The sequence below is a fragment of the Dolichospermum heterosporum TAC447 genome (assembly GCF_024584745.1).
GTDB classification, from domain to species: domain Bacteria; phylum Cyanobacteriota; class Cyanobacteriia; order Cyanobacteriales; family Nostocaceae; genus Dolichospermum; species Dolichospermum heterosporum.
This window is the reverse complement of record NZ_CP099464.1, coordinates 5262823-5284602: the sequence shown is the minus strand read 5'-3', so window position 1 is coordinate 5284602 and position 21780 is coordinate 5262823. Positions and strand designations below refer to the sequence as shown.

Annotated in this window: 22 protein-coding genes; 16 read left to right on the top strand and 6 right to left on the bottom strand. The window is 39.6% G+C overall.

Translation table 11 applies throughout. From position 1 onward, the window contains the following. Window positions 1–16 precede the first annotated feature (16 nt). On the bottom strand, window positions 17–1474 hold the full coding sequence (locus NG743_RS24170) for a protein adenylyltransferase SelO (RefSeq protein WP_027401475.1): 1458 nt from the start codon (window positions 1472–1474) through the stop codon (window positions 17–19). 829 nt (window positions 1475–2303) lie between these two features. Here NG743_RS24170 and tumA point away from each other — a divergent pair. Both tumA and tumE read left to right on the top strand, forming a co-directional pair. Next, a complete protein-coding gene (tumA, locus tag NG743_RS24165) occupies window positions 2304–2534 on the top strand; it encodes an antitoxin TumA (protein WP_027401476.1) in 231 nt (76 codons plus the stop codon). Then, window positions 2524–2907 (top strand): toxin TumE, encoded by a 384-nt coding sequence (tumE, locus tag NG743_RS24160; RefSeq protein ID WP_027401477.1) that lies wholly within the window; start codon window positions 2524–2526, stop codon window positions 2905–2907. Before tumA ends, tumE begins: the two co-directional genes overlap by 11 nt. Window positions 2908–2983: 76 nt before the next feature. On the opposite strand, the gene NG743_RS24155 is transcribed toward tumE, so the two are convergent. Continuing rightward, window positions 2984–3859, bottom strand: coding sequence for a DUF6671 family protein (locus NG743_RS24155; RefSeq protein WP_257121052.1), 876 nt, complete (start codon window positions 3857–3859; stop codon window positions 2984–2986). Window positions 3860–3923: 64 nt separating this feature from the next. After that, the gene (locus NG743_RS24150; protein WP_027401479.1) at window positions 3924–4496 is read right to left on the bottom strand and encodes a GNAT family N-acetyltransferase; all 573 of its coding nucleotides are present in this window, start codon (window positions 4494–4496) and stop codon (window positions 3924–3926) included. A gap of 180 nt (window positions 4497–4676) precedes the next feature. On the opposite strand from NG743_RS24150, the gene bioB reads away from it, so the two are divergent. The 8 genes from bioB to NG743_RS24110 all read left to right on the top strand — a co-directional run bounded on the left by bioB (window position 4677) and on the right by NG743_RS24110 (window position 8762). Further along, window positions 4677–5678 (top strand): biotin synthase BioB, encoded by a 1002-nt coding sequence (gene bioB / locus NG743_RS24145; protein WP_027401480.1) that lies wholly within the window; start codon window positions 4677–4679, stop codon window positions 5676–5678. Between the two features lie 81 nt (window positions 5679–5759). Continuing rightward, the gene (locus NG743_RS24140; RefSeq protein WP_027401481.1) at window positions 5760–6077 is read left to right on the top strand and encodes a hypothetical protein; all 318 of its coding nucleotides are present in this window, start codon (window positions 5760–5762) and stop codon (window positions 6075–6077) included. Continuing rightward, window positions 6074–6442, top strand: a complete 369-nt coding sequence (locus tag NG743_RS24135) for an aspartyl protease (protein WP_257121051.1) — start codon at window positions 6074–6076, stop codon at window positions 6440–6442. The genes NG743_RS24140 and NG743_RS24135 overlap by 4 nt, the downstream gene beginning before the upstream one ends. 599 nt (window positions 6443–7041) lie before the next feature. Next, window positions 7042–7380, top strand: coding sequence for a hypothetical protein (locus NG743_RS24130; RefSeq protein WP_257121050.1), 339 nt, complete (start codon window positions 7042–7044; stop codon window positions 7378–7380). A 17-nt stretch (window positions 7381–7397) separates the two neighbouring features. Continuing rightward, entirely contained in the window at window positions 7398–7853 is a 456-nt protein-coding gene (locus tag NG743_RS24125) for a type II toxin-antitoxin system VapC family toxin (protein ID WP_027401484.1), read from the top strand. A 14-nt stretch (window positions 7854–7867) separates the two neighbouring features. Continuing rightward, complete coding sequence (locus tag NG743_RS24120) at window positions 7868–8038, top strand: hypothetical protein (RefSeq protein WP_160170605.1); 171 nt, start codon at window positions 7868–7870, stop codon at window positions 8036–8038. 50 nt (window positions 8039–8088) lie between these two features. After that, window positions 8089–8343, top strand: coding sequence for a DUF2281 domain-containing protein (locus tag NG743_RS24115; protein WP_027401485.1), 255 nt, complete (start codon window positions 8089–8091; stop codon window positions 8341–8343). Beyond that, window positions 8340–8762 (top strand): type II toxin-antitoxin system VapC family toxin, encoded by a 423-nt coding sequence (locus NG743_RS24110; RefSeq protein WP_027401486.1) that lies wholly within the window; start codon window positions 8340–8342, stop codon window positions 8760–8762. The genes NG743_RS24115 and NG743_RS24110 overlap by 4 nt, the downstream gene beginning before the upstream one ends. A 162-nt stretch (window positions 8763–8924) precedes the next feature. Here the strand turns inward: NG743_RS24110 and petL are convergent, their stop codons facing one another. Then, a complete protein-coding gene (gene petL, locus NG743_RS24105; protein ID WP_035081422.1) occupies window positions 8925–9017 on the bottom strand; it encodes a cytochrome b6-f complex subunit PetL in 93 nt (30 codons plus the stop codon). A 583-nt stretch (window positions 9018–9600) separates the two neighbouring features. On the opposite strand from petL, the gene aroB reads away from it, so the two are divergent. Beyond that, window positions 9601–10692, top strand: a complete 1092-nt coding sequence (aroB, locus tag NG743_RS24100) for a 3-dehydroquinate synthase (protein ID WP_257121049.1) — start codon at window positions 9601–9603, stop codon at window positions 10690–10692. Window positions 10693–10738: 46 nt separating this feature from the next. Here the strand turns inward: aroB and NG743_RS24095 are convergent, their stop codons facing one another. Then, the gene (locus tag NG743_RS24095) at window positions 10739–11104 is read right to left on the bottom strand and encodes a hypothetical protein (protein ID WP_027401488.1); all 366 of its coding nucleotides are present in this window, start codon (window positions 11102–11104) and stop codon (window positions 10739–10741) included. A gap of 284 nt (window positions 11105–11388) precedes the next feature. On the opposite strand from NG743_RS24095, the gene NG743_RS24090 reads away from it, so the two are divergent. After that, complete coding sequence (locus NG743_RS24090) at window positions 11389–12324, top strand: glutaminase (RefSeq protein ID WP_257121048.1); 936 nt, start codon at window positions 11389–11391, stop codon at window positions 12322–12324. A gap of 610 nt (window positions 12325–12934) precedes the next feature. Continuing rightward, window positions 12935–13894 carry an IS110 family RNA-guided transposase gene (locus tag NG743_RS24085; protein WP_027404406.1) on the top strand — a complete coding sequence of 320 codons (960 nt, stop codon included), beginning with the start codon at window positions 12935–12937 and terminating at the stop codon, window positions 13892–13894. A gap of 207 nt (window positions 13895–14101) precedes the next feature. Here the strand turns inward: NG743_RS24085 and NG743_RS24080 are convergent, their stop codons facing one another. Further along, window positions 14102–15382 (bottom strand): hypothetical protein, encoded by a 1281-nt coding sequence (locus NG743_RS24080; protein ID WP_257121047.1) that lies wholly within the window; start codon window positions 15380–15382, stop codon window positions 14102–14104. A 530-nt stretch (window positions 15383–15912) separates the two neighbouring features. Between NG743_RS24080 and psaA the strand changes: the two genes are divergently transcribed. From psaA to NG743_RS24065, 3 genes are all read left to right on the top strand, one after another. Continuing rightward, window positions 15913–18171 (top strand): photosystem I core protein PsaA, encoded by a 2259-nt coding sequence (psaA, locus tag NG743_RS24075; RefSeq protein WP_027401491.1) that lies wholly within the window; start codon window positions 15913–15915, stop codon window positions 18169–18171. Between the two features lie 224 nt (window positions 18172–18395). Then, on the top strand, window positions 18396–20627 hold the full coding sequence (gene psaB / locus NG743_RS24070) for a photosystem I core protein PsaB (protein WP_027401492.1): 2232 nt from the start codon (window positions 18396–18398) through the stop codon (window positions 20625–20627). 431 nt (window positions 20628–21058) lie between these two features. Continuing rightward, window positions 21059–21667, top strand: coding sequence for a UPF0175 family protein (locus tag NG743_RS24065; RefSeq protein ID WP_228044096.1), 609 nt, complete (start codon window positions 21059–21061; stop codon window positions 21665–21667). Window positions 21668–21780: the final 113 nt, after the last annotated feature.

The window sequence follows — 21780 nt, the reverse complement described above, 5'->3', positions numbered from 1 at the left end:
ATCTGATTGATTGCAATTATTTTCCTGTTTGTAGTATTTCTACTAAATCATAGAAAGGTTGCCAATTATCATTTTCAGATATTGATTCCCAAATTGACTCAATTACAGGTCTTAATAAAGCTGTTTTTGGATTAGATTCAATCAAAGTTTTGTGAATTTTATCCATTTGATCAAGATCAAAATGATTGAGAATTTTATGATAAAGAAAACACCAATTATCAAAAGTCGCTGATGTTCCTAATGTGGGAATAATTTCTGAACCATCCATCACCAAAGCGGGATCATCTCGCCATTTACTAGAAAAGGTAGCCGCTATATCAGCAAAGAATTGATGATAACCGACTTGACTATCATGTAAAAAGGTAATAGTTAACCGCAGAAATTCATCAGCTTCCTCTAATTGTAAATTTTCAAAACCCAATTTTCTCAACATCAAAGCTCGATATTCAGCCTGGTAATATTCAGCAAACTTAGATAAAGCAATATCCAAATCACCTTGATGAATTATCGCCTTCAATGGTTCTTGCAAAAGTTCTAAATTCAACTTGCAAATCCCTGGTTGTTGGCTATAACAATAACGTTTATAATAATCAAAATATGCAGCAGTAAATTGGAGATCGTAAGTAGGAATAAAGGCATAGGGTCCATAATCAAAACTTTCCCCAGTAATTGACATATTATCAGTATTTAGAACTGCATGACAAAAACCCGCTGCCATCCATTGAGCTACTAATTCAGCGACGCGCTGCACTAATTCAGCATAAAATAAAGCATATTTATCATTTTCAGTCTGTAAATAGGGATAATACTGTTCAATGACATGATCTAACAATTTTTGAGTTAAATCAGGTCTTTTAAAAAAGTTTAATCGTTCAAAAGTACCAAAACGAATATGGGATTTACTCATGCGAATCATGACAGAAGAACGAGTTGGCGAAGGTTCATCACCGCGCCACAGTCCTAAGCCCGTCTCAATCATACTCAGACAGCGAGAAGTGCGAACACCTAAACGATGAAGTGCTTCAGCGGCAAGAACTTCCCGCACCCCTCCTTTAAGTGTTAACATTCCGTCACCACCGCGCGAGTAGGGGGTTCTTCCCGACCCTTTTGTCCCAAAATCGTATAATTCCCCATCAATACCCCGCACTTGCCCATAGAGAAAGCCTCTACCGTCACCTAATTGGGAGTTATATTGTCCAAATTGATAGCCGTGGTAACGTAGTGCTAATAGGGGTTCTCGTCCCTCAAATTTACCAAAAGCGTTAATAAAATCTTCGTCTTTAACTACTTGGGGATCAACTCCTAAGCGTGGTAGTAGTACGTCATTGCGCCAACGTAAAATATGTTGGGGAAATTCTTCCGCAACAACTTGATCATAGTAATCATCACCTAGAGATTCTAAGGCTGATTCATAGTTGAGGGTAAGTAAAGGATTACTAGAATGGGTGTGATTGGGAGTTTCATCCAGAGTCATTATAATTAGGCTTAATGTGATATTTCTTTAATAATAGACAAAAAAGCTTACGATCTTTTTATTTAGGGTTTGCTGATAGCGTAGCGTGGCGTAAGCCATAAAATTTGTCTATGAGGGCAGGGAACAGGGAATCTGACTTTTCCTGTTACAGCACTTCCTGATGTTATGAGGTCTAGTTTTTTATAAGGAAGAACGCCGAAAACCCTTGAAAATGTGGGTGACTCAGGAAGCCACATTTGGGCTTTAGACAAGGGATGAAGGCTAGAGGCAGGATAAATCCTGCATTGATTTTAATCCATATTCGTGATACAACTATATTGTCACTAAAGACATAAAAAGCTACCGAGGGACTCTCGGAAAGTTACGCTTGTCAGATATGATTTCGCCCGCCAGGGCCAACGAAATCAGGGCAAGAACCCAAATATTTAAGGCAGTGCCTGAAACTGGGATAACTGAGGGATATAGACTGAAACTCTCTATAGAATCTCCGCGTCTTTAGACCGGAGAGTGTCAACGCCAAACAAGCCAAACAAGTAGGGGCGCAGGGTCTGCGCCCTCTATTGTATTTCATTAGATCGGGAATTGTTGTAAGTCTCGAAACATCCAAATAATCAGGGTTTTGGAATAAAGCCCTATTCTCAATAAATGATCTTTAATGAGAATAATCAGCGAAAAAATAGGACTTTGGGACATGGGTTATAATGAGCGAATCGCTCAACTGGAAAGATAGAGGGAAAAGTCAGAAGCATATCAACGCTACCTACAATCTATGGGCGTTAAGATTAAAATTACAAGATGATTAAGTTAATCAAATTAAACAGATAAATGAATGCGTAAACAAGTTATCGAATATACATCTCCACTAGATGCGTTGATTGCCCTTACCAAACAGTTAAATGTTTATGAAATCAAGTACCAAATGAGTTCAGAAGATTTTTTTGCCAAATATAGCCAAGGAGAAACTTCTGATGATGAAGTGTTTGTCGAATGGGCAGGAAATTATCAGCATTATCTAGCTTTACACCAAGAAATAACCAGCAAACTCCAAGATGTCGCGTAAACTTATCCAAGCGTATTTAGATGAAACTGAGGAACTTTTACTCAATTGCTCTAATGCATACATTGAGGAATATAGTGCAGTCATTTTAACGACAGAGCGGGCTAATCTCCGCATTAGGATACGTTTTGCAATTAGATATTTACTAGCAGTCAGTGAAGCCTTTGTTGTTGTAGATAATCAGATTAAATATATTGATTACCGCTATCACTTTCAAGATGAGCAAAATAGTCTGATTTTTCGTTATGACAGTACACCACACTTTCCCAACTTGCCTAGTTTCCCCCACCATAAACATTTTTTTGACAATGTAATTGCTTGCGAAAAACCACATATAGCTGATATTCTACAAGAAGTGATGGATTTTTTAAAGTAGCTTATAAAAATTATTTATCTTCTTGAGAATGATAAATAAAAAATTAGATCCCCGACTTCTTCAAGAAGTCGGGGATCTAAGGATTACAATATTCACATAAACTAGGATCAGCAAATTCTTGATTGTTAGGAAATAATTGTTGTTGGCTAAAATTGCATTTTTGACATTGAAAAATCACTGCTTTAATTAATGAAGTTGGCTGATGACAAAGTTCACAGGGTAGTCCAGGTATTTTTTGATTAATCATAAAACCAGGAGTATTGCATTGGGGACATAAACTATTAATTTTATTAATTAAGTCTTGAGTAGCGAGAGCAATATTTTTCATTCTGGTAGGATTATACATTGCTCTCATGTCTGTTTCTATATTAAATTTATTATCAGATGTGTTTTTTATGGCAGTTTCTACGGAATTGATTAGGTTTTCTTTGCTGGTGATACCTTTAATAAATTCTATTTTTCCTGTGGATATATTATCAAATGAAATTACTAGCCCATGTTCAGGAAAACCTACTTTCTTTCCAAATCCTTCAGCTTCTTCTAAACTAGATATAATCTGATGATTAAAATTATTTTCCATGGAAAATACTTCACCAATAATTTCTAAATCATTTTCTTGATCCAGAAAAATAATGATTTCTCGGTTAGCATAAATATAGGGAATGAGGGGATGAGGTGCAAAACTTCCTTCACTGGCGATGCCTATAATGGGCGTATCTATTGCTATTTTTTCATCATACATTTCTAAGGCTTGTTTAGCCTTTAACCTAGCAGTGATAACTTGCGTATCTGGACGTTTAATTTCTCTAGTAAAAGTCCCAAAAATATCAGTATTTAAGCCTTGAGGAACTATCAAATTAATTCCTAAATGTTCTTTTAATAAAGGAGAAATTACTTTTTCTTTATTGTGCATTGTCGCCAAAATAGCCACACGATTATTATATATTGACATAATTTATTTCTCCATAATTATCTTCAGATCCCCGACTTCTCCAAGAAGTCGGGGATCTGGTGTATTATAAATGCGATCGCCAATGGGGATTTGTTAAACTGGTGAAAATATGATCTTCCCATTTACCATTAATCATTAAATAATCCCTAGCATATCCTTCAACTACAAAACCGACCCTTTTAAGAACATTCCCACTCCGGCGATTATGTGGCATATAATTAGCCATAATTCGGTGAAAATTTAATTCTTGAAAAATATACCCTATGGAAACAGAGAGGGCTTCTGTCATGTAACCATAACCTTGGGCTGATTCCGCTAAACTATATCCTAATTGACAAAATTGAGCAGCACTATAGATAAAGTTGCTAAAATTAGCAGTCCCCACAATTTGTCTAGGCTGATGTTTCCGATAAATAAATAGTTTTAATGAATAGTTGTTCACAAATTCCCAAAAACTGGTTTCTACTTGATACTCCCAATAATCGTCAGTGAAAAAGTTTTCATCCCATTCAGGATAAAATGGCGTAAGATATTCTTTATTTTCCGTAAAATATTTGAGTATGTAAGGAATATCCTCCATCACTGCCATTCTTAATATTAGGCGATCGCTTGTCAGAATTGGTGGCTCTGATGTCATATACTCAAATTTCAATATTTTAGTAAGATGATATTTTAAAAGTTTTGGGCGAATGTAATTCGCTGCTACACAATCAAAGTCCGCCTACGCGGACTAAGAAAATTCGGGTTTTGTCTGTGTGGTTCCGCGATTTCTAATCGCCGGGGCTAGTTAATTTGAACTACAAAAAGGATCATAACAGTGGGAATACGCTACGATTGGCAACCAACAGAAATATTGACAATATATAATACACCATTTCTAGAGCTAATTTATCAAGCTGCTACTGTGCATCGTCAATATCACAAACCTGAACAAATACAAGTTTGTAAACTTATCTCCATTAAAACTGGTGCGTGTCCCGAAGATTGCGGTTACTGCGCCCAATCTTCCCGCTATAAAACTGAGGTAAAACCCGAAGCACTGTTAGAAAAAGAAACAGTCATAAATATTGCCAAAACAGCTAAAGAAAGCGGTGTGAGTCGGGTTTGTATGGGTGCTGCTTGGCGAGAAGTTCGGGATAATTCCCAATTTGAGGAAGTTCTGGATATGGTCAAGGATGTAACTGGGATGGGTTTAGAGGTATGCTGTACCTTGGGAATGTTGACAGAAAACCAAGCCAAGCGTCTAGAGGATGCGGGATTATATGCTTATAACCATAATCTTGATACCTCAGAGGAATATTACAGCACTGTGATTACTACTCGAACTTATGGCGATCGCCTCAATACAATTGCCAATGTTCGCCAAACTAATGTTACCGTATGTTCGGGCGGTATTCTCGGTTTAGGAGAAAATGTTAGCGATCGAGTCGGAATGTTACATACTCTCTCAAATTTACAGCCTCACCCCGAATCTGTACCCATCAATATTCTTTCCCAAGTTCCCGGTACACCTTTAGAAAATCAACCCGATGTGCCTATTTGGGATGTAGTGCGGATGATTGCGACTGCTAGAATTATTATGCCTAAATCTGACGTGCGGTTAAGTGCAGGTAGGGCGAGACTTTCCCAAGTAGAACAAGCTTTATGCTTCATGGCTGGTGCAAATTCCATCTTCTCCAGCGATGATAACAAAATGTTAACGGTGACTACTCCCTGTCCTGATTATGACGCAGATAAAGAAATGTTGAATTTGCTTGGTTTAGAAATGCGTCCCCCATTTCAAAAGCAGGAAAAAACACCAATTCCAGCGATGATATAACAATTGAAAATTACCTCTCCCTGACTGGGAGAGGACTCGAATATGCTAGAATTTAGGATGAACTTTAAGCAGGTGATCAAGATGACACAATCCACACCCCAAAGAGTTGTCCGTCGTGGTCGAGTATTTCCCGAAATTCAGTGGACTGATGAACAAAAAGCTGAAGATAGAGCTAGAAGACAGGCATTTTCTGAGCGTTGTTGGGTAATTTTTGAGCGTTTAAAACCAGAAATATTAGATAAATATTATGGTTGGTATATTGCTATTGAACCTGATAGCGGTGATTATTTTATTGATCAAGATAAGGAAGTAGCCAGTAAAATGGCCAGAGAAAAGTATCCTCATGTTATTCATCATATTTATGGCATTAATGAAACGGGAGTTAGTGGCAGAATATGATTGAGGGCAGATTTGGAGAAAATGGACAAGTTTATTTTGAAATTGATTTAATTGGTGGGGATAATTTCAGTTTTCCTGTAGAAACAATGTTAGATACAGGATTTACTGAATTTTTAGCTATGAATAAACAAGATGTACAAAGTCTTGATTGGAATTTTTTAGGTCAAGATAAATTAAGAACTGCTCAAGGAGAAACTGATTTTGATGTTTATCATGGTAGGGTAATTATAGATGGTCAAGAGTGGGAAATCCCTGTATTTGCTAGAGATGAAATACAGGAAATTTTACTGGGTTCTCGATGGTTGAATTTGTTTGTTTTAGTCGCTAATTATGGTGAAGATAGGGTAAGTTTAGATTTGATTTAATTAAGATTTTTTATTAATAAAAAGGTGGATTACGGGTTGTATCTAGAACGAAATAGCCCTGGGTGGTAATTGCCAGAATATTTGGTCTTTATTCCAAATTTTAGGGCTAGGATGCCTAAAAAGACAATATAATTAGATTTAGGGACTTCCAAGAAATAAATTATCCTGATTAACGAACCACAGAGGCGCAGAGGACACAGAGGAATAAGGGTTTGAGAGATTTTTGTGTTAGGTGGTTGAGTATTTTTTTATTTGGAAGTCCCTTAACTATAATAACTCAGCCTAAATCACTCACAAAAACTCCTCAACAACCACCTCATACAGATAGTATTAGCTCAAAAGGCATAGACTATACAAAGCTTTAGGGGCTGCTGAATAAACCTAGAACTGAGATATATCAAGAGTTTAAAGGTAAAAAAGGTGAATCAGGTGCAAGAAATAAGGGTTGAAATCAGCAAAAACCTATCACTTGACCAGATTCAATACTATTCTTCTCTTCTTCTAATTCTTCCTCCTGACTCCTGACTCCTAGCCCTCACAGACAACTTTTTCAGCACCCCCTAATTACGCTTTATCAACATTATGAGGAATAAATAATTATGTCTCAATCCGATTTAATCAATAAACCAGAATTAAGTAACACTACCGAAGAAAATCATCTCATAGAAATTTTACGAGAAATTCAAGCAACACCTAAGGAATACTGGCCGAATTTACTACAAATGATGCGAGTATTTCGAGAAAGTGTTACTTTTAAACCTGAGATTTTTAACCATTCTCACCTAGAAATAGACGCACAACAACAAATTTTAAATCAACAACATCAAGCACTCAAAGAATTAACCGAAGAGTGGTTAGAAGAAGGAGAACAAGAAGAACAAACGGAAACTTGGGAATATTTGCGGCAAAAACAAGAAATTGATGATAATCCTTTTTAAGATTAAGCTGAATTTATATGAATAAATTGATTTTCCTCGATACAAATATTTTAGGAATGGTAACAAATCCTAAAAGTTCTAATTCTAATTGTCAGGAGTGTAAAGAATGGTTAGATGAATTACCCTTAAAAAGTTATCAAGTAATTTTACCAGAAATTGCTGATTATGAAGTAAGACGAGAACTGTTAAGAGCGGGAAAAACAAAAGGAATTAAACGTTTAGATCAATTCAAACAAGCGATTACTTACTTGCCTATTACTACTGCTACCATGCTTTTAGCAGCACAATTTTGGGCAGAAATTAGAAACACGGGAAAACCAACTGCTGATCCTAAATCTCTTGATGGTGATGTTATTTTAGCAGCACAAGCAAAAATAGAAGAATTAAATGGAAATCAAGTAATTGTTGCTACTACCAATGTTGAACATTTATCCTTATTTGTAGATGCTCGTGAATGGCAAATGATTAATTAAAAAGATTTCTCTCATTGCTGGAAAGTTTTGATTTAAAACTAAAATCCAAACAACTCCTAGAAATTGCTAAAATAGGAGTAGAAAAAGCGATAGAAACCGATGAAGCAACAGCTACAGATTGGATAAATCAACAATTGGAAAATTTAGGAATTGATCTCAAAAATGGAGGAGAAATTAAAAATTAATGCTGATGTCATTTATAATAGAATTATAGCCTAGTAGTAGAGGTGAAACAATGACCATTGAACAAGCTGTTTTAGAGAACTTGCGAGAGTTACCAACCGATAAACAACAAGAAGTTTTAGATTTTATTCAATTTCTCAAACATAAATTACTACCAAATAAACCAACTTTTAATTCTGACGGTGAAAATTTCTGGGAAATGACCTTACGATTTCGGGAACGGATGGAAAGAGAAGGTATAGAATTTACAGATGATGATTTTGCCAATCTTAGAGATCGTAGTCCAGGACGAGAGGTGGAACTGTGACTTTTCGTTTTCTTTTAGACACTAATATTATTTCGGAAATTAATAAAAAAATCCCAAATAAATTAGTTGTTGATAAAATGAATCAGTACCAAGGTGAAGTAGTTACAGCTTCGGTAGTTATTCATGAATTATTATTTGGCTGTTTACGTTTACCTCCTGAATCTGGAAGAAGACGTTTTTTAGAAGATTATATTGAAGAAATACCTGTTAAAATGCCAGTTCTTGATTATGATATCAATTCTGCAAAATGGCACGCACAGGAACGGGCTAGATTATCAAAAATTGGTAAAACACCTGCTTTTATTGATGGACAAATTGCCAGTATTGCGTTCTGCAATGACTTGATTTTAGTAACAAATAATGTGGCAGATTTTCAGGATTTTGAGGATCTGATAATTGAGAATTGGTTTATTAAATGAGGGACTAACTGTAGAACAAATTGCTCGGATATTTGAGTTAGAGATTGAAGTGGTGAAAACTTGCAATCAAACAGCAAAGTAGTAAATAGACATTTGATAATCTGATTGAAACCAATACCTAAACCCACATAAAGTGGGTTTAATTAGCGTCTAATTGTAGGATTAGAGGATCTTAGCTCCGCGTAGACCAAATAACAAGCCTACAGCTACACCCATAAACACGCCTAGAAAGACAATATATTCAACTACAGCCATTTGTTTTGCTCCAGATTAGTTACTTATTTCTATTCAATCATCAATAATTCTGAAAAGGAACAGGGAATGGAAAAGAGGTTGTCAACTTGGGGTAAAATACCCAGACGAGTGATTATATTAGGGTTAGGGAGTCAGTAACTCAGCCCTAAAGGGACTGAGCTTGTAAGAAATTGCAAGCTGTACTGACCAGTCTAAGTCTTAACTGACTACGTTTTTTGAGTCACGACACCCTGGAATGCGTAGCTAGTTCCCTGCTCTGTCATTTGCAATTAAACAGTTTTAAAGTCACTGAAACAGTGTTGCAAGTCTAAAAAGCTCTTAAAACATTGACGTTCGCGCAGCGTGCCGTAGGCATCAGCTAACATTACCCCAGAAATGGGAGGCTCTTCGGAGCAACACATTATGCGTACAGAGTTGGGAAATTTGAATCGGTAATTGTCCCGTTGAAAGTACATTACAAAAGTACACCGAATTTACCAACTCCAAGGCGGTAATGAAAAAATATTCAAGGCGGTTAAAACCGCACGAGTCGTTTCCCTCTCAGCACTGAAGTGTCTGAGTTTCCCACTTACCGGGTATTTTTATGAGTTCTGTAATTAAAGTAGATATACCAGAAAAATCTTATGATATTACCATTGCACCTGGGAGTTTAGATCAACTAGGTGAACAAATGGCGACTTTGAAACTAGGTAAGAAAGTATTGCTAGTTTCCAACCCGATGATATTTAAATATTATGGCGAAAGAGCGATCGCCTCTTTAGAAAATGCCGGTTTTCAAGTCGTCAGTTACAACCTACCCCCAGGTGAACGCTACAAAACCCTCAACTCCATTCAAAAACTCTACGACATCGCCCTTGAGAATCGCCTAGAACGCTCCTCAACAATGGTGGCATTAGGAGGAGGTGTTATTGGTGATATGACAGGCTTTGCCGCCGCCACATGGCTCAGAGGCATCAACGTTGTGCAAGTTCCTACCAGTCTCCTCGCAATGGTAGACTCAGCCATTGGTGGCAAAACCGGCGTAAATCATCCCCACGGTAAAAACTTGATTGGTGCATTTCATCAACCCAGTTTAGTTTTAATTGACCCAGAAGTCTTAAAAACCCTGCCTGCTAGGGAATTTCGGGCAGGAATGGCAGAGGTGATCAAATACGGGATCATTTGGGACACCGAACTGTTTACTCAACTAACAGCAAGCAAACACCTTGACCAACTCCGCTATGTGAAATCCGACCTGATAAACAGCATATTAACTCATTCCTGTCAAGCAAAGGCAGATGTTGTCAGCAAAGATGAAAAAGAATCTGGAATCAGAGCAATTTTAAATTATGGTCATACCATCGGTCATGCAGTAGAAAGCCTCACAGAGTATCGTCTGTTTAAACATGGTGAAGCTGTAGGCATTGGTATGGTAGCAGCGGGAGACATTGCTGTAAAATTGGGACTTTGGCAACAAGCAGACACAGAACGTCAAAACGCCTTAATTAAAAAAGCAGGTTTACCCACCCAAATACCCGCAGATTTAGATATTGAAGCTCTTATTGATGCTTTGCAATTGGACAAAAAAGTTAAATCTGGTAAAGTCCGCTTTGTATTACCAACCCAAATTGGCGCAGTTAAAATTACCGACGAAGTACCAACAGACATAATTAGAGAAGTATTGTTAGGGAAGTAGGGGCAGGGAGACCCTGCCCTTTTCAGCTTTTTAAGACCATATCTTGCTAAACTGGTAAAGGCGCTGAACCATTCAATTGCCGAGCAGCATTGATACAAACAGGGCAATCACAGCCAAATAGCTTGATAGCTAGATCACTTTCAGCATCAGAAAATTCTAGTTCTTTAGGATTATTTGTGTCCGCTTGTGCCAATTTCATGGGTTCTTTAGCAACGCTCAAAGGAGTATTACTCACCTGTATACATACCTTGTTCGGAGTTGCTGAATGGGGAGACATGACACAAGATTCATGAGTACCAGCAGTGTCAACTGTTTGACTAGCATGAGCAGGTCTACCCATCATCACCATAGATAACATGGATGTAAACAACACGGGGCTAGAAATCAAAGTTAAAATAAATCTTTTGTTCATGTACTGTTAAAAACCTTGTTATTAGGGAAATAAACCAATTTATCTTTTCCGATAACTTGGTTGTTAATCAGTCTATCTTATCTAAGAAGAGGGAACAGGGAACAGGGAACAGGGAACACAAGAAAGGGAATATTTATCTTTTTATTGCTTTTTACCAATTACCCGTAATTACTAATATTGCGTAAATTTTCGATTTTGTATTTAAAATTAGTTACATAAAAAGTTAGAGTAATTACTCATTAAGATATAATCCAGATTATCTTCATGATTTGAGGTTTAGGCTTGTGCTAGGAATAAAAAGCATTAATATACATAATTTATCTATCTGGGTAGAACAAGCTAAAACCCAAGCAGCACAAGGAAAAGTTATTGAACGCATTCCTAAATTAGCTACGGCTAATCCTAACTCATTTGCTGTTTATATAAGTTGTGAATCAGGAGAAAATTATAGTTTAGGAGATACCGATTGTGTATTTCCATTCATGAGTGTCATTAAACCATTTTCTCTACTATACCTGCTGGAATATTACGGAGAAAAACAGGTTTTACAATGGGTTGGGGTTAAACCCTCGGATGCACCCTTTAATTCTTTATTGCAATTAAAAGAAGATCATGGATATCCTCGCAACCCTATGATTAATAGTGGTGCTATTACTCTTGCTGATAAGCTACCAGGAAAAAATGGACATGAATGTACACAATTGTTTTGTAATTGGTTAAATAAATTAGCAGGTACTCAAATATATATAGACACAGATATTCTAGCTTCAGTTCGTGCTAGTCACTCTCAAATAAATATAGATATTGCCAACTATCTCTACGAATCTGGAAATTTAAATAATATTGAATTATCTCTAGACGTTTATGAACAAATATGCTGTATATCTGGACGGGTAGAGGATTTAGCTAAACTGGGAAGAATATTAGCCTATAAAAGCGAATTTATAAATGACAAACACCGTCAAACCGTAAATACAGTGATGTTAACTTGTGGTTTATATGAAGCTTCCGCAGAATATGCTGTGAAAATTGGCTTACCGATAAAATCGGGTATTGGTGGTGGACTTGTCGCCATCATACCAAATCAGGGAGCAATGCCTTCGGCGAGCGCTGCTATTGCCAGCTACAGTCCTGCTTTAGATATTGTAGGTAATCCTGTAGCTGGTTTAGCACTCATGGAAACTTTATCTCAAAATTTGCAACTGAGTATTTTTTGTTAGGGACTTCCAAATAAAAAAATACTCAACCACCTAACGCAAAAATCTCTCAAACCCTTATTCCTCTGTGTCCTCTGCGCCTCTGTGGTTCGTTAATCAGGATAATTTATTTCTTGGAAGTCCCTTAAGAGAACTCCACAAAAAGAAATGCCCAATGTCATTATGAACGAAACGAAGTGTAGTGAAGAATCTCTTGAGATGCTTCGTTTCGCTATGGCTAACGCCACGCTCCGCGAACGCTACACTCAGCATGACAAAACAGGATCATTTATTTTGTGGCTTACTCCAATACCTTGTCCATTTTTTGTAGGTCGGGTTAAGCGACAGCGCAACCCGACGCATTTGTTGGGTTTCGTGCCTCAACCCAACCTTGTATCTTAGAGGTATGTTAGAAGAAGTGGTAGACCGTCCCAACCTGGGTCAGAAAAGACCGCTTTGTAGCAAGGATCACCACAACAATCTCCATGACAGAACTCGAACAGTCGCCTGGGGTAAAAACTATGAACAAAGACATAGATAATATAGCCCGTATCGTGCAAGGATGAGTGAAATCAAGGGGATGAATAAAAACAAAACAAATTAAAAAGAAGTAATTGAAATTGGAGAGTTAAAAATGGATTATATCTCCCAATGGGTAGGCATTGACGTAAGTAAAGCAACACTTGATGTTTATATCCGTCCAATGGGTAAAGCATTTCAATTTGCTAATACTGAAACAGAAATAGCTAATCTAGTTAAGCAACTTCAATCTAACGATTTAAACCTAATCGTACTGGAAGCAACAGGAGGACTAGAAACAGAATTAATCATTCAATTGCAAGCGGCTCTTTTACCAGTAGCATTAATCAATCCTCGTCAGGGAAGAGACTTTGCTAAAGCTACAGGTAAGTTAGCCAAAACCGATGCCATTGATGCACAGATTTTGGCGCATTTCGGTGAAGCAATGAAACCGGAGGTGTTAGCAATCGAAAGTGAAATGTCACGTCAATTAGGCGAATTAATTAGTCGCCGAAGACAATTAGTAGAAATGTCTACAGCGGAAAAGAATCGCCGTGACCGCGCTCGTGGTAAAGCTTTGACAGATATTGAATCCCATATTGATTATCTTGAGCAACATCTTCAACAACTCAATCAAGAAATTGAGACGTTGACCCAAAATAATCAACAATGGATTGATAAAGTCAATCTACTCAAAACTACTCCTGGCATTGGTCAAGTAATTTCTACCACTTTAGTTTCTGACTTACCAGAATTAGGTCAATTAACTGCCAAACAAATCTCTCGCTTAGTTGGTGTTGCACCAATTAATCATGATAGTGGTCAGCACAAAGGTAAGCGCATGATTAATGGTGGTCGCGCCCATGTTCGTGCCATTCTTTATATGGGTGCTGTTGTTGCCATGCGTCATAATCCTGTTATCAAAACTTTTTATGAGCGCTTGGTTGAACGTGGTAAACCCAAAAAATTGGCCATTACTGCTTGCGTTCATAAAATGTTAGTTATTTTAAATGCGATGATTCGAGATCATCTTCCTTGGTCTATTTCTCAAGACTCACAACCAATTTCTGCATAAAGTTCTACTGTCGTTTTTATACCTCCAATCTAGTTTGGTAATTTATGGCAACCTATAATTTACCTGTTTTGTTCTGTTCTGTTTTTCTCCTCTATTTTCTGACTTTTTTCCTAGACTTTAAATTTTTCCTTAACGATCGCTTGACAATCAAGACAGTCGCTACAAATCAAGACTTTTTTCAATTTCGACAAGGTATTGTTACTCTAATTACTCTTGAATTTGAGATTGCTTAGATGAACCTGTATCTGGTTTATCCAGATTCAATTCTTTTGTTTCTGTGACTTTGGTTTCTGGAGTTGGTGTAACTTCAGGAAGTTTAACTTCAGGAATTGGTTGTTTTTCGACTTTAGTTTCTGGAGTTGGTGTAACTTCAGGAAGTTTAACTTCAGGAATTAGTTGTTTTTCGACTTTGGTTTCTGAAGTTGGTGTAACTTCAGGAAGTTTAACTTCAGAAATTGGTTGTTTTTCGACTTTAGTTTCTGGAGTTGGTGTAGCGGTAGATTCAGTACCTGGAATCTTAGCTGTATAAGTTGGGTCTACAATACCCCGAACTTCATCTGCTGTCAATTCCCCTCTGACAATTTTAGAAAGAGTATCTTGACCATTGGGTTGGTAGTTAATTAGTCTAATAGTGGTATTAAAGGCATTTTTCACAGGTTGTCCTTCATTGTCAAGGAATTCTAGTTTTACCCAGGTTTTACCAGGTTTAAAGCCTTTAAGATAAATAGGTTGCCAACGATCGAGAATAAAGCTTTCACCATTAACTGTACTACGAATACGCCAATTGCTCATTGTATCGTCAGGATTAGTTTCAGCTATACTATGCAACGGTGCATTAGTTAGGTAGAAGTCCAGCATAATTGGTTCTGCCCCATAACCACCATTGGGACGACTGTAAGTAAGTAGGGGTAATTTAGAATCTGGGTTGTTTTCCTCAGTTTTCGTCAAAACGTGAAATGTAGTTTGAGCATAAGCACCTTCATTTTTAAAACTTTCATGCCACGGACGAGAAGCAAAAACACGAAGAGTATGCGTACCGGGGGATAAGTCTGACAATACCACCGACTGATTTAAATCGTAAACAGCTATATAAGGTTGATTGTCTAAAATTAGGTGCAAATGGGGTCCAAGTTGCCATTGAGGGTCTTTAAATATCGGTAAGTCCTTAACCCGCAACTGGACTTTAACTATATTGTCTGGAAGAATTTCATTTACTAGGGGACTAATGATGCTGACTTGAGGTTGATAACCTTCTAGACTGGGACGCAATGCTTGAATAACATCAGGTGGTGCAGTTTCTGAAAAAGTCCCAGAAATTTCTGAGGCTGGGAGCGTTTTCATGAAAGGATTCGTAGATACTTCCTGGCTGTTTGCTGCTTCAGCGCAACTACTTAAGTTTAAAACTAGCACTAATGTAGCAAGCCACTTAATAATTGGGAATCTCTTGGAAAAAAGTTGGTCAAAAAATTTTCTGCACCCAGTGTTCATGTTTTTATTCCGTAATATTTTTTAACAATTAACGCCATTATTGTGACGCAAATTATGACTCATTCACTATGAATAAGAGCATAAATCTACTACCAAAGTTATAAATTTACCTACTTTCATCTGATTAGAATGGCGAATAAGTGATTTTTTTGACTTGTCCTCAGAAAATAAATTTGGTTTCAGACCGCTAATTTTAGATAAAAGTAGCCAAATGGCACGAGTTTGAGCGGCTCTGCGTATGAATCATAAGTTTTCCAAATTGTTGTTCTTTGTAAATTAAATGAAGAGTCTATTGACTTTTGGACAATGTATAGGAACTTATAAAGCCGATTGGACAATAAATTTGGCTATTTTTAATTATTGTTAACAGGTCTATAACAATGTGCAAGTTCAGACTCTATAATTCAACAGAAACAACTTTTCTTTTCCACACGGCAACCGCATCGCTAGTCCAGAGCAATCTGAAAACGGCGACTGTGTTATTCTAGGTGGTATTCATGATTCCCCATTCCTTATAGAGAGGAGGTCGAATGACGATTAGTCCTCCGGAGCGAGAGGAAAAAAAAGCAAGAGTGATCGTTGACAATGACCCGGTTCCTACCTCATTTGAAAAATGGGCAAAGCCAGGACATTTCGACAGATCCTTAACCAGAGGCCCAAAAACCACAACCTGGATTTGGAACCTCCATGCCCTCGCCCATGATTTTGATACACATACAAGCGATTTAGAAGACATTTCCCGCAAGATATTCGCCGCTCACTTCGGCCATTTGGCTGTAGTAGCAATCTGGTTGAGCGGAATGTTGTTCCACGGCGCTAAGTTCTCTAACTACGAAGCTTGGCTTGCTGACCCATTAGGCATTAAGCCCAGCGCCCAAACAGTTTGGTCTATTGTTGGTCAAGACATTTTAAACGGTGATATGGGCGGCGGTTTCCGCGGCATTCAAATCACCTCTGGCTTGTTCCAAGTATGGCGTGGCTGGGGTATCACTAGCTCCTTCCAGCTATATGTAACTGCAATTGGCGGCTTGGTATTAGCAGGCTTGTTCTTATTTGCTGGCTGGTTCCACTACCACAAACGCGCTCCTAAACTGGAATGGTTCCAGAATGTGGAGTCAATGCTGAATCATCACTTATCGGTGTTGCTAGGCTGTGGTTCTTTGGGATGGGCTGGTCACTTAATCCATGTGTCTGCACCAATCAACAAACTGTTAGATGCAGGTGTGGCAGCTAAGGACATCCCTCTGCCTCATGAGTTGCTGTTTGATACAGCAAAAATGGCAGCACTTTACCCTGGTTTCGCCAGTGGTTTAACACCTTTCTTCACCTTAAATTGGGGAGCTTACGCTGATATCCTCACATTTAAGGGTGGTTTAAACCCAGTTACAGGCGGCTTGTGGATGACTGATATTTCTCATCACCACCTAGCGATCGCTGTACTGTTCATCATTGCTGGTCATATGTACCGTACCAACTGGGGTATCGGTCATAGTATTAAAGATATTCTAGAAGCTCATAAAGGTCCTTTCACTGGCGAAGGTCACAAAGGTCTTTACGAAAACCTCACCACTTCTTGGCACGCTCAATTAGCTACTAACCTAGCTTTCTTGGGTTCCTTGACAATCATCATCGCTCACCATATGTACGCGATGCCTCCCTATCCTTACTTGGCAACTGATTACGCAACACAATTGTGTATCTTCACTCACCATATTTGGATAGGTGGTTTCTTGATTGTTGGTGGTGCTGCTCACGCAGCCATCTTCATGGTGCGGGATTACGATCCTGTTGTTAACCAAAACAACGTTTTAGATCGCGTGATTCGTCACCGTGACGCTATCATTTCTCACCTCAACTGGGTTTGTATTTTCTTAGGCTTCCACAGCTTTGGTTTGTACATCCACAATGACACCATGCGTGCCTTGGGTCGTCCCCAAGATATGTTCTCCGACAGTGCAATTCAATTGCAACCAGTATTTGCTCAATGGGTGCAAAACCTGCACACATTAGCTCCTGGTAATACAGCACCTAACGCTCTTCAAGTAGTTAGTCATGCTTTTGGTGGTGGAATCGTCGCTATCGGCGACAAGATCGCTATGATGCCCATTGCATTGGGTACAGCGGACTTTATGGTTCACCACATTCACGCATTCACCATTCACGTTACTGTTCTCATCTTGCTCAAAGGTGTATTGTACGCCCGTAGTTCTCGTCTGATTCCAGACAAGGCTAACTTAGGCTTCCGATTCCCTTGCGATGGTCCAGGTCGTGGCGGTACTTGCCAAGTGTCCGGTTGGGATCATATCTTCCTTGGACTCTTCTGGATGTATAACTCCTTATCAATTGTAATTTTCCACTTCAGTTGGAAGATGCAGTCTGATGTCTGGGGAACAGTAGATGCAGATGGCACAGTAAATCACATTACTGGCGGTAACTTTGCTGAAAGTGCTATCACCATCAACGGTTGGTTACGTGACTTCTTGTGGGCGCAAGCTACACAAGTAATCAACTCCTACGGAACTGAATTGTCCGCTTATGGACTCATGTTCTTAGGCGCTCACTTTATTTGGGCGTTCAGCTTAATGTTCCTATTCAGTGGTCGTGGCTACTGGCAAGAACTCATTGAGTCCATTGTTTGGGCGCACAATAAACTGAAAGTAGCCCCAACAATTCAGCCTCGCGCACTGAGCATCACTCAAGGTCGGGCTGTAGGTGTGGCTCACTACCTATTAGGAGGAATTGCTACTACTTGGGCATTCTTCCACGCACACATCCTATCAGTAGGATAAAAATCAGTAGAATTTTGGTGAGGCAACGCGGTGAGTCCAGTCCTGAAAGCGGGTTTCCCGCCTGAGGGAACTGGCAAACCCGTAAGGGGCTTGGGGGTTTCCCCCATGAGCGACTGCCGAATCTGAAAGGATTTTGGATTTTAGATTTAATCCAAAATCCAGAATCTAAAATCTAAAATTTTGCTGACAAATAATGGCTAAAGGTCAGAGGACAGATCACACCTATGGCAACAAAATTTCCAAAATTTAGCCAGGATCTCGCACAGGACCCGACTACTCGTCGGATTTGGTATGCGATCGCTACAGGCAACGACTTTGAAAGCCACGATGGCATGACGGAAGAGAATCTTTACCAAAAGATTTTCGCTACGCACTTCGGTCACTTGGCAATCATCTTCCTGTGGGCATCCAGCCTCCTGTTCCACGTAGCCTGGCAAGGTAACTTTGAACAGTGGATTAAAGATCCCCTGCACGTCCGTCCAATTGCCCATGCAATTTGGGACCCTCACTTCGGTGAAGCAGCAATTGAAGCTTTCACCCAAGCTGGTGCAAGCAACCCTGTAAACATTGCTTACTCTGGTGTTTATCACTGGTGGTACACCATCGGGATGCGGACAAACAGCGAACTATATACTGGTTCCGTTGGTTTGCTCTTGTTGTCCGCATTGTTCCTATTTGCTGGTTGGTTACATTTACAACCCAAGTTCCGTCCTAGCCTTTCTTGGTTTAAGAGTGCTGAACCCCGCCTAAACCACCACTTAGCTGGTTTGTTTGGTGTTAGTTCTCTGGCTTGGGCTGGTCACTTGGTTCACGTTGCTATTCCTGAATCCCGTGGTATTCACGTGGGTTGGGATAACTTCCTGACTGTAGCTCCCCATCCAGAAGGTTTAACTCCTTTCTTTACAGGTAACTGGGGCGTTTACGCTCAAAACCCTGACACCGCTGGCCAGTTATTTGGTACTTCCACAGGTGCAGGGACTGCGATTCTTACCTTCTTGGGCGGTTTCCACCCCCAAACAGAATCCTTGTGGTTGACTGACATGGCTCACCACCACTTGGCGATCGCAGTTTTGTTCATCATCGCTGGTCATATGTACCGGACTAACTTCGGAATTGGTCACAGCATTAAAGAAATGCTGAACTCCAAATCCGGTTTAGTACCTGGTAGCAAGAGCGAAGGTCAGTTCAACCTGCCCCACCAAGGTCTTTACGACACCATCAACAACTCCCTGCACTTCCAGTTGTCATTAGCTTTGGCATCTTTGGGAACTATCTGTTCCTTGGTAGCGCAGCATATGTACGCTCTGCCTCCTTATGCTTTCATCGCTAAGGATTACACCACACAGGCAGCACTGTACACCCACCACCAGTACATCGCTGGTTTCTTGATGGTTGGTGCTTTTGCTCACGCAGCAATTTTCTGGGTACGTGATTACGACCCTGAACAAAACAAAGGTAACGTCCTTGACCGGATGTTACAACACAAAGAAGCGATCATCTCCCACCTTAGCTGGGTATCTCTCTTCTTGGGTTTCCACACCCTGGGTTTATATGTTCACAACGATGTAGTTGTTGCGTTCGGTACTCCTGAAAAACAAATCTTGATTGAGCCAGTATTTGCTCAATTCATCCAAGCTGCTCAAGGTAAAGCTTTGTATGGCTTGAATGTACTGTTGTCTAACCCCGACAGTATTGCTTACACCGCTTACCCCAATGCTGGTAACGTTTGGTTGTCCGGCTGGTTAGATGCCATCAACTCTGGAACAAATTCCTTGTTCTTGACCATTGGACCTGGCGATTTCTTGGTTCACCACGCTTTCGCTTTGGCTATCCACACCACCACCTTGGTACTCGTTAAGGGTGCTTTGGATGCTCGTGGTTCTAAACTGATGCCCGATAAAAAGGACTTCGGTTATGCGTTCCCCTGCGACGGTCCAGGCCGTGGCGGTACTTGCGATATCTCCGCATGGGACTCTTTCTACCTGTCTATGTTCTGGATGTTAAACACCATCGGTTGGGTAACATTCTACTGGCACTGGAAACACCTCGGTATTTGGCAAGGTAACGTTGCTCAGTTCAATGAAAACTCTACCTACCTCATGGGCTGGTTCCGTGACTACCTCTGGGCTAACTCTGCTCAGTTGATTAACGGTTACAACCCCTACGGTATGAATAACTTGTCTGTTTGGGCTTGGATGTTCCTCTTCGGACACCTCGTCTGGGCTACTGGTTTCATGTTCCTCATCTCTTGGAGAGGTTACTGGCAAGAGTTAATTGAAACCTTGGTTTGGGCCCACGAACGTACTCCTTTAGCTAACTTAGTTCGCTGGAAGGACAAGCCCGTTGCTCTCTCCATTGTTCAAGCTCGTGTGGTTGGTTTAGCTCACTTCACTGTTGGCTACATCGTCACCTATGCAGCGTTCCTCATTGCCTCTACGGCTGGTAAGTTTGGTTGATCCTGACTACTGCTTTTAGGTAATTAAAAATCCCCTGCCGTGAGGTGGGGGATTTTTTAATGGGCAGGATGCCCACCCCACAAGAGATGTAACCTACTAGTCTGTCAACCCGAAAATGATGGGTGAAGGCAAGCAGGGGTAGGGGAGGGAGGGGGGGTAGGGGAGGTAGGGGGGGTAGGGGAGGTGGGGGAGGTGGGGGAGGGAAGAACAGAATTTTTTTCCGATCATTACCCGTCAAAATTTATTTGACAGACTACTAGTTTAGGGGGTTGAAAACTTCAGACACGCCGAATTTTTCTAAGGGAACACCAAAAAATAAATTACCCAATTTTGTGGGATGGGCATCCTGCCCGTCCTTGATGATTAGCGGGCTTTTCGTCCCGCACCACAAGAAATTTTTGGGTATTTTTTTAATTGATGGGTAAACAATTATGAGTGTGCAACTGTCTATTCCCGATTCTGTAATTGCAGCAATCCGACTACCGGAAAAACGTATAGAACAGGAATTATTGGTTGAATTAGCATTGGCTCTCTATAGTCAAGAACTATTATCTTTTGGTAAGGCTAGAGAGTTAGCTTCTATGGGAAAATATGAATTTGGGAAATTATTAGGAGAACGAGGGATTAATCGCCATTATGAATTGGCAGTGATCAGTAATACTTCGCCACTGCGAGAAGCTCTAGTTGCAGGATGGCTTCAAGTGCGGGAGGTTAATAATCCATCTTTGGTACAGCTATTACAGCGAGATTTAGATAGAGGTGAAGCAGAAGCAATTGCACTTGCATTGTTGCTAGATGCAGTTGTCAGTTATGATTTAGGAGATAAACAAGCTGCGATCGCCGATTACAACCAAGCTATCAAAATTAATCCTAACTATGCCCATGCCTACTACAACCGGGGAAATGCTCATTATCTTTTAGAAAATAATCAAGCAGCAATATCTGACTATCAGCAAGCTGTGAAATTATATCAACAACAGGGGGGTAATGAGGACTTGTTGAGAAAAGCCCAAGATAGAATTAGGGAATTACAACGATAGTATTTTTGTCTGAATCAGGATATCCAGGATTAAAGGATGTACAGGATGTTATTTTTTTATTATCCATGAAAAATAGAGATTTTAGCATAAGAACCAATCTGTTGTTCTTAATA

Coding starts and splice junctions, on each gene's coding strand:
- NG743_RS24150 (WP_027401479.1), bottom strand. CDS start 4,496: ATGACATCAGAGCCACCAATTCTGACAAGCGATCGCCTAATATTAAGA.
- NG743_RS24065 (WP_228044096.1), top strand. CDS start 21,059: ATGAGTGTGCAACTGTCTATTCCCGATTCTGTAATTGCAGCAATCCGA.
- NG743_RS24130 (WP_257121050.1), top strand. CDS start 7,042: ATGTCTCAATCCGATTTAATCAATAAACCAGAATTAAGTAACACTACC.
- NG743_RS24095 (WP_027401488.1), bottom strand. CDS start 11,104: ATGAACAAAAGATTTATTTTAACTTTGATTTCTAGCCCCGTGTTGTTT.
- petL (WP_035081422.1), bottom strand. CDS start 9,017: ATGGCTGTAGTTGAATATATTGTCTTTCTAGGCGTGTTTATGGGTGTA.
- NG743_RS24125 (WP_027401484.1), top strand. CDS start 7,398: ATGAATAAATTGATTTTCCTCGATACAAATATTTTAGGAATGGTAACA.
- NG743_RS24140 (WP_027401481.1), top strand. CDS start 5,760: ATGACACAATCCACACCCCAAAGAGTTGTCCGTCGTGGTCGAGTATTT.
- psaA (WP_027401491.1), top strand. CDS start 15,913: ATGACGATTAGTCCTCCGGAGCGAGAGGAAAAAAAAGCAAGAGTGATC.
- NG743_RS24170 (WP_027401475.1), bottom strand. CDS start 1,474: ATGACTCTGGATGAAACTCCCAATCACACCCATTCTAGTAATCCTTTA.
- NG743_RS24155 (WP_257121052.1), bottom strand. CDS start 3,859: ATGTCAATATATAATAATCGTGTGGCTATTTTGGCGACAATGCACAAT.
- NG743_RS24135 (WP_257121051.1), top strand. CDS start 6,074: ATGATTGAGGGCAGATTTGGAGAAAATGGACAAGTTTATTTTGAAATT.
- tumE (WP_027401477.1), top strand. CDS start 2,524: ATGTCGCGTAAACTTATCCAAGCGTATTTAGATGAAACTGAGGAACTT.
- psaB (WP_027401492.1), top strand. CDS start 18,396: ATGGCAACAAAATTTCCAAAATTTAGCCAGGATCTCGCACAGGACCCG.
- tumA (WP_027401476.1), top strand. CDS start 2,304: ATGCGTAAACAAGTTATCGAATATACATCTCCACTAGATGCGTTGATT.
- aroB (WP_257121049.1), top strand. CDS start 9,601: ATGAGTTCTGTAATTAAAGTAGATATACCAGAAAAATCTTATGATATT.
- NG743_RS24115 (WP_027401485.1), top strand. CDS start 8,089: ATGACCATTGAACAAGCTGTTTTAGAGAACTTGCGAGAGTTACCAACC.
- NG743_RS24080 (WP_257121047.1), bottom strand. CDS start 15,382: ATGAACACTGGGTGCAGAAAATTTTTTGACCAACTTTTTTCCAAGAGA.
- NG743_RS24085 (WP_027404406.1), top strand. CDS start 12,935: ATGGATTATATCTCCCAATGGGTAGGCATTGACGTAAGTAAAGCAACA.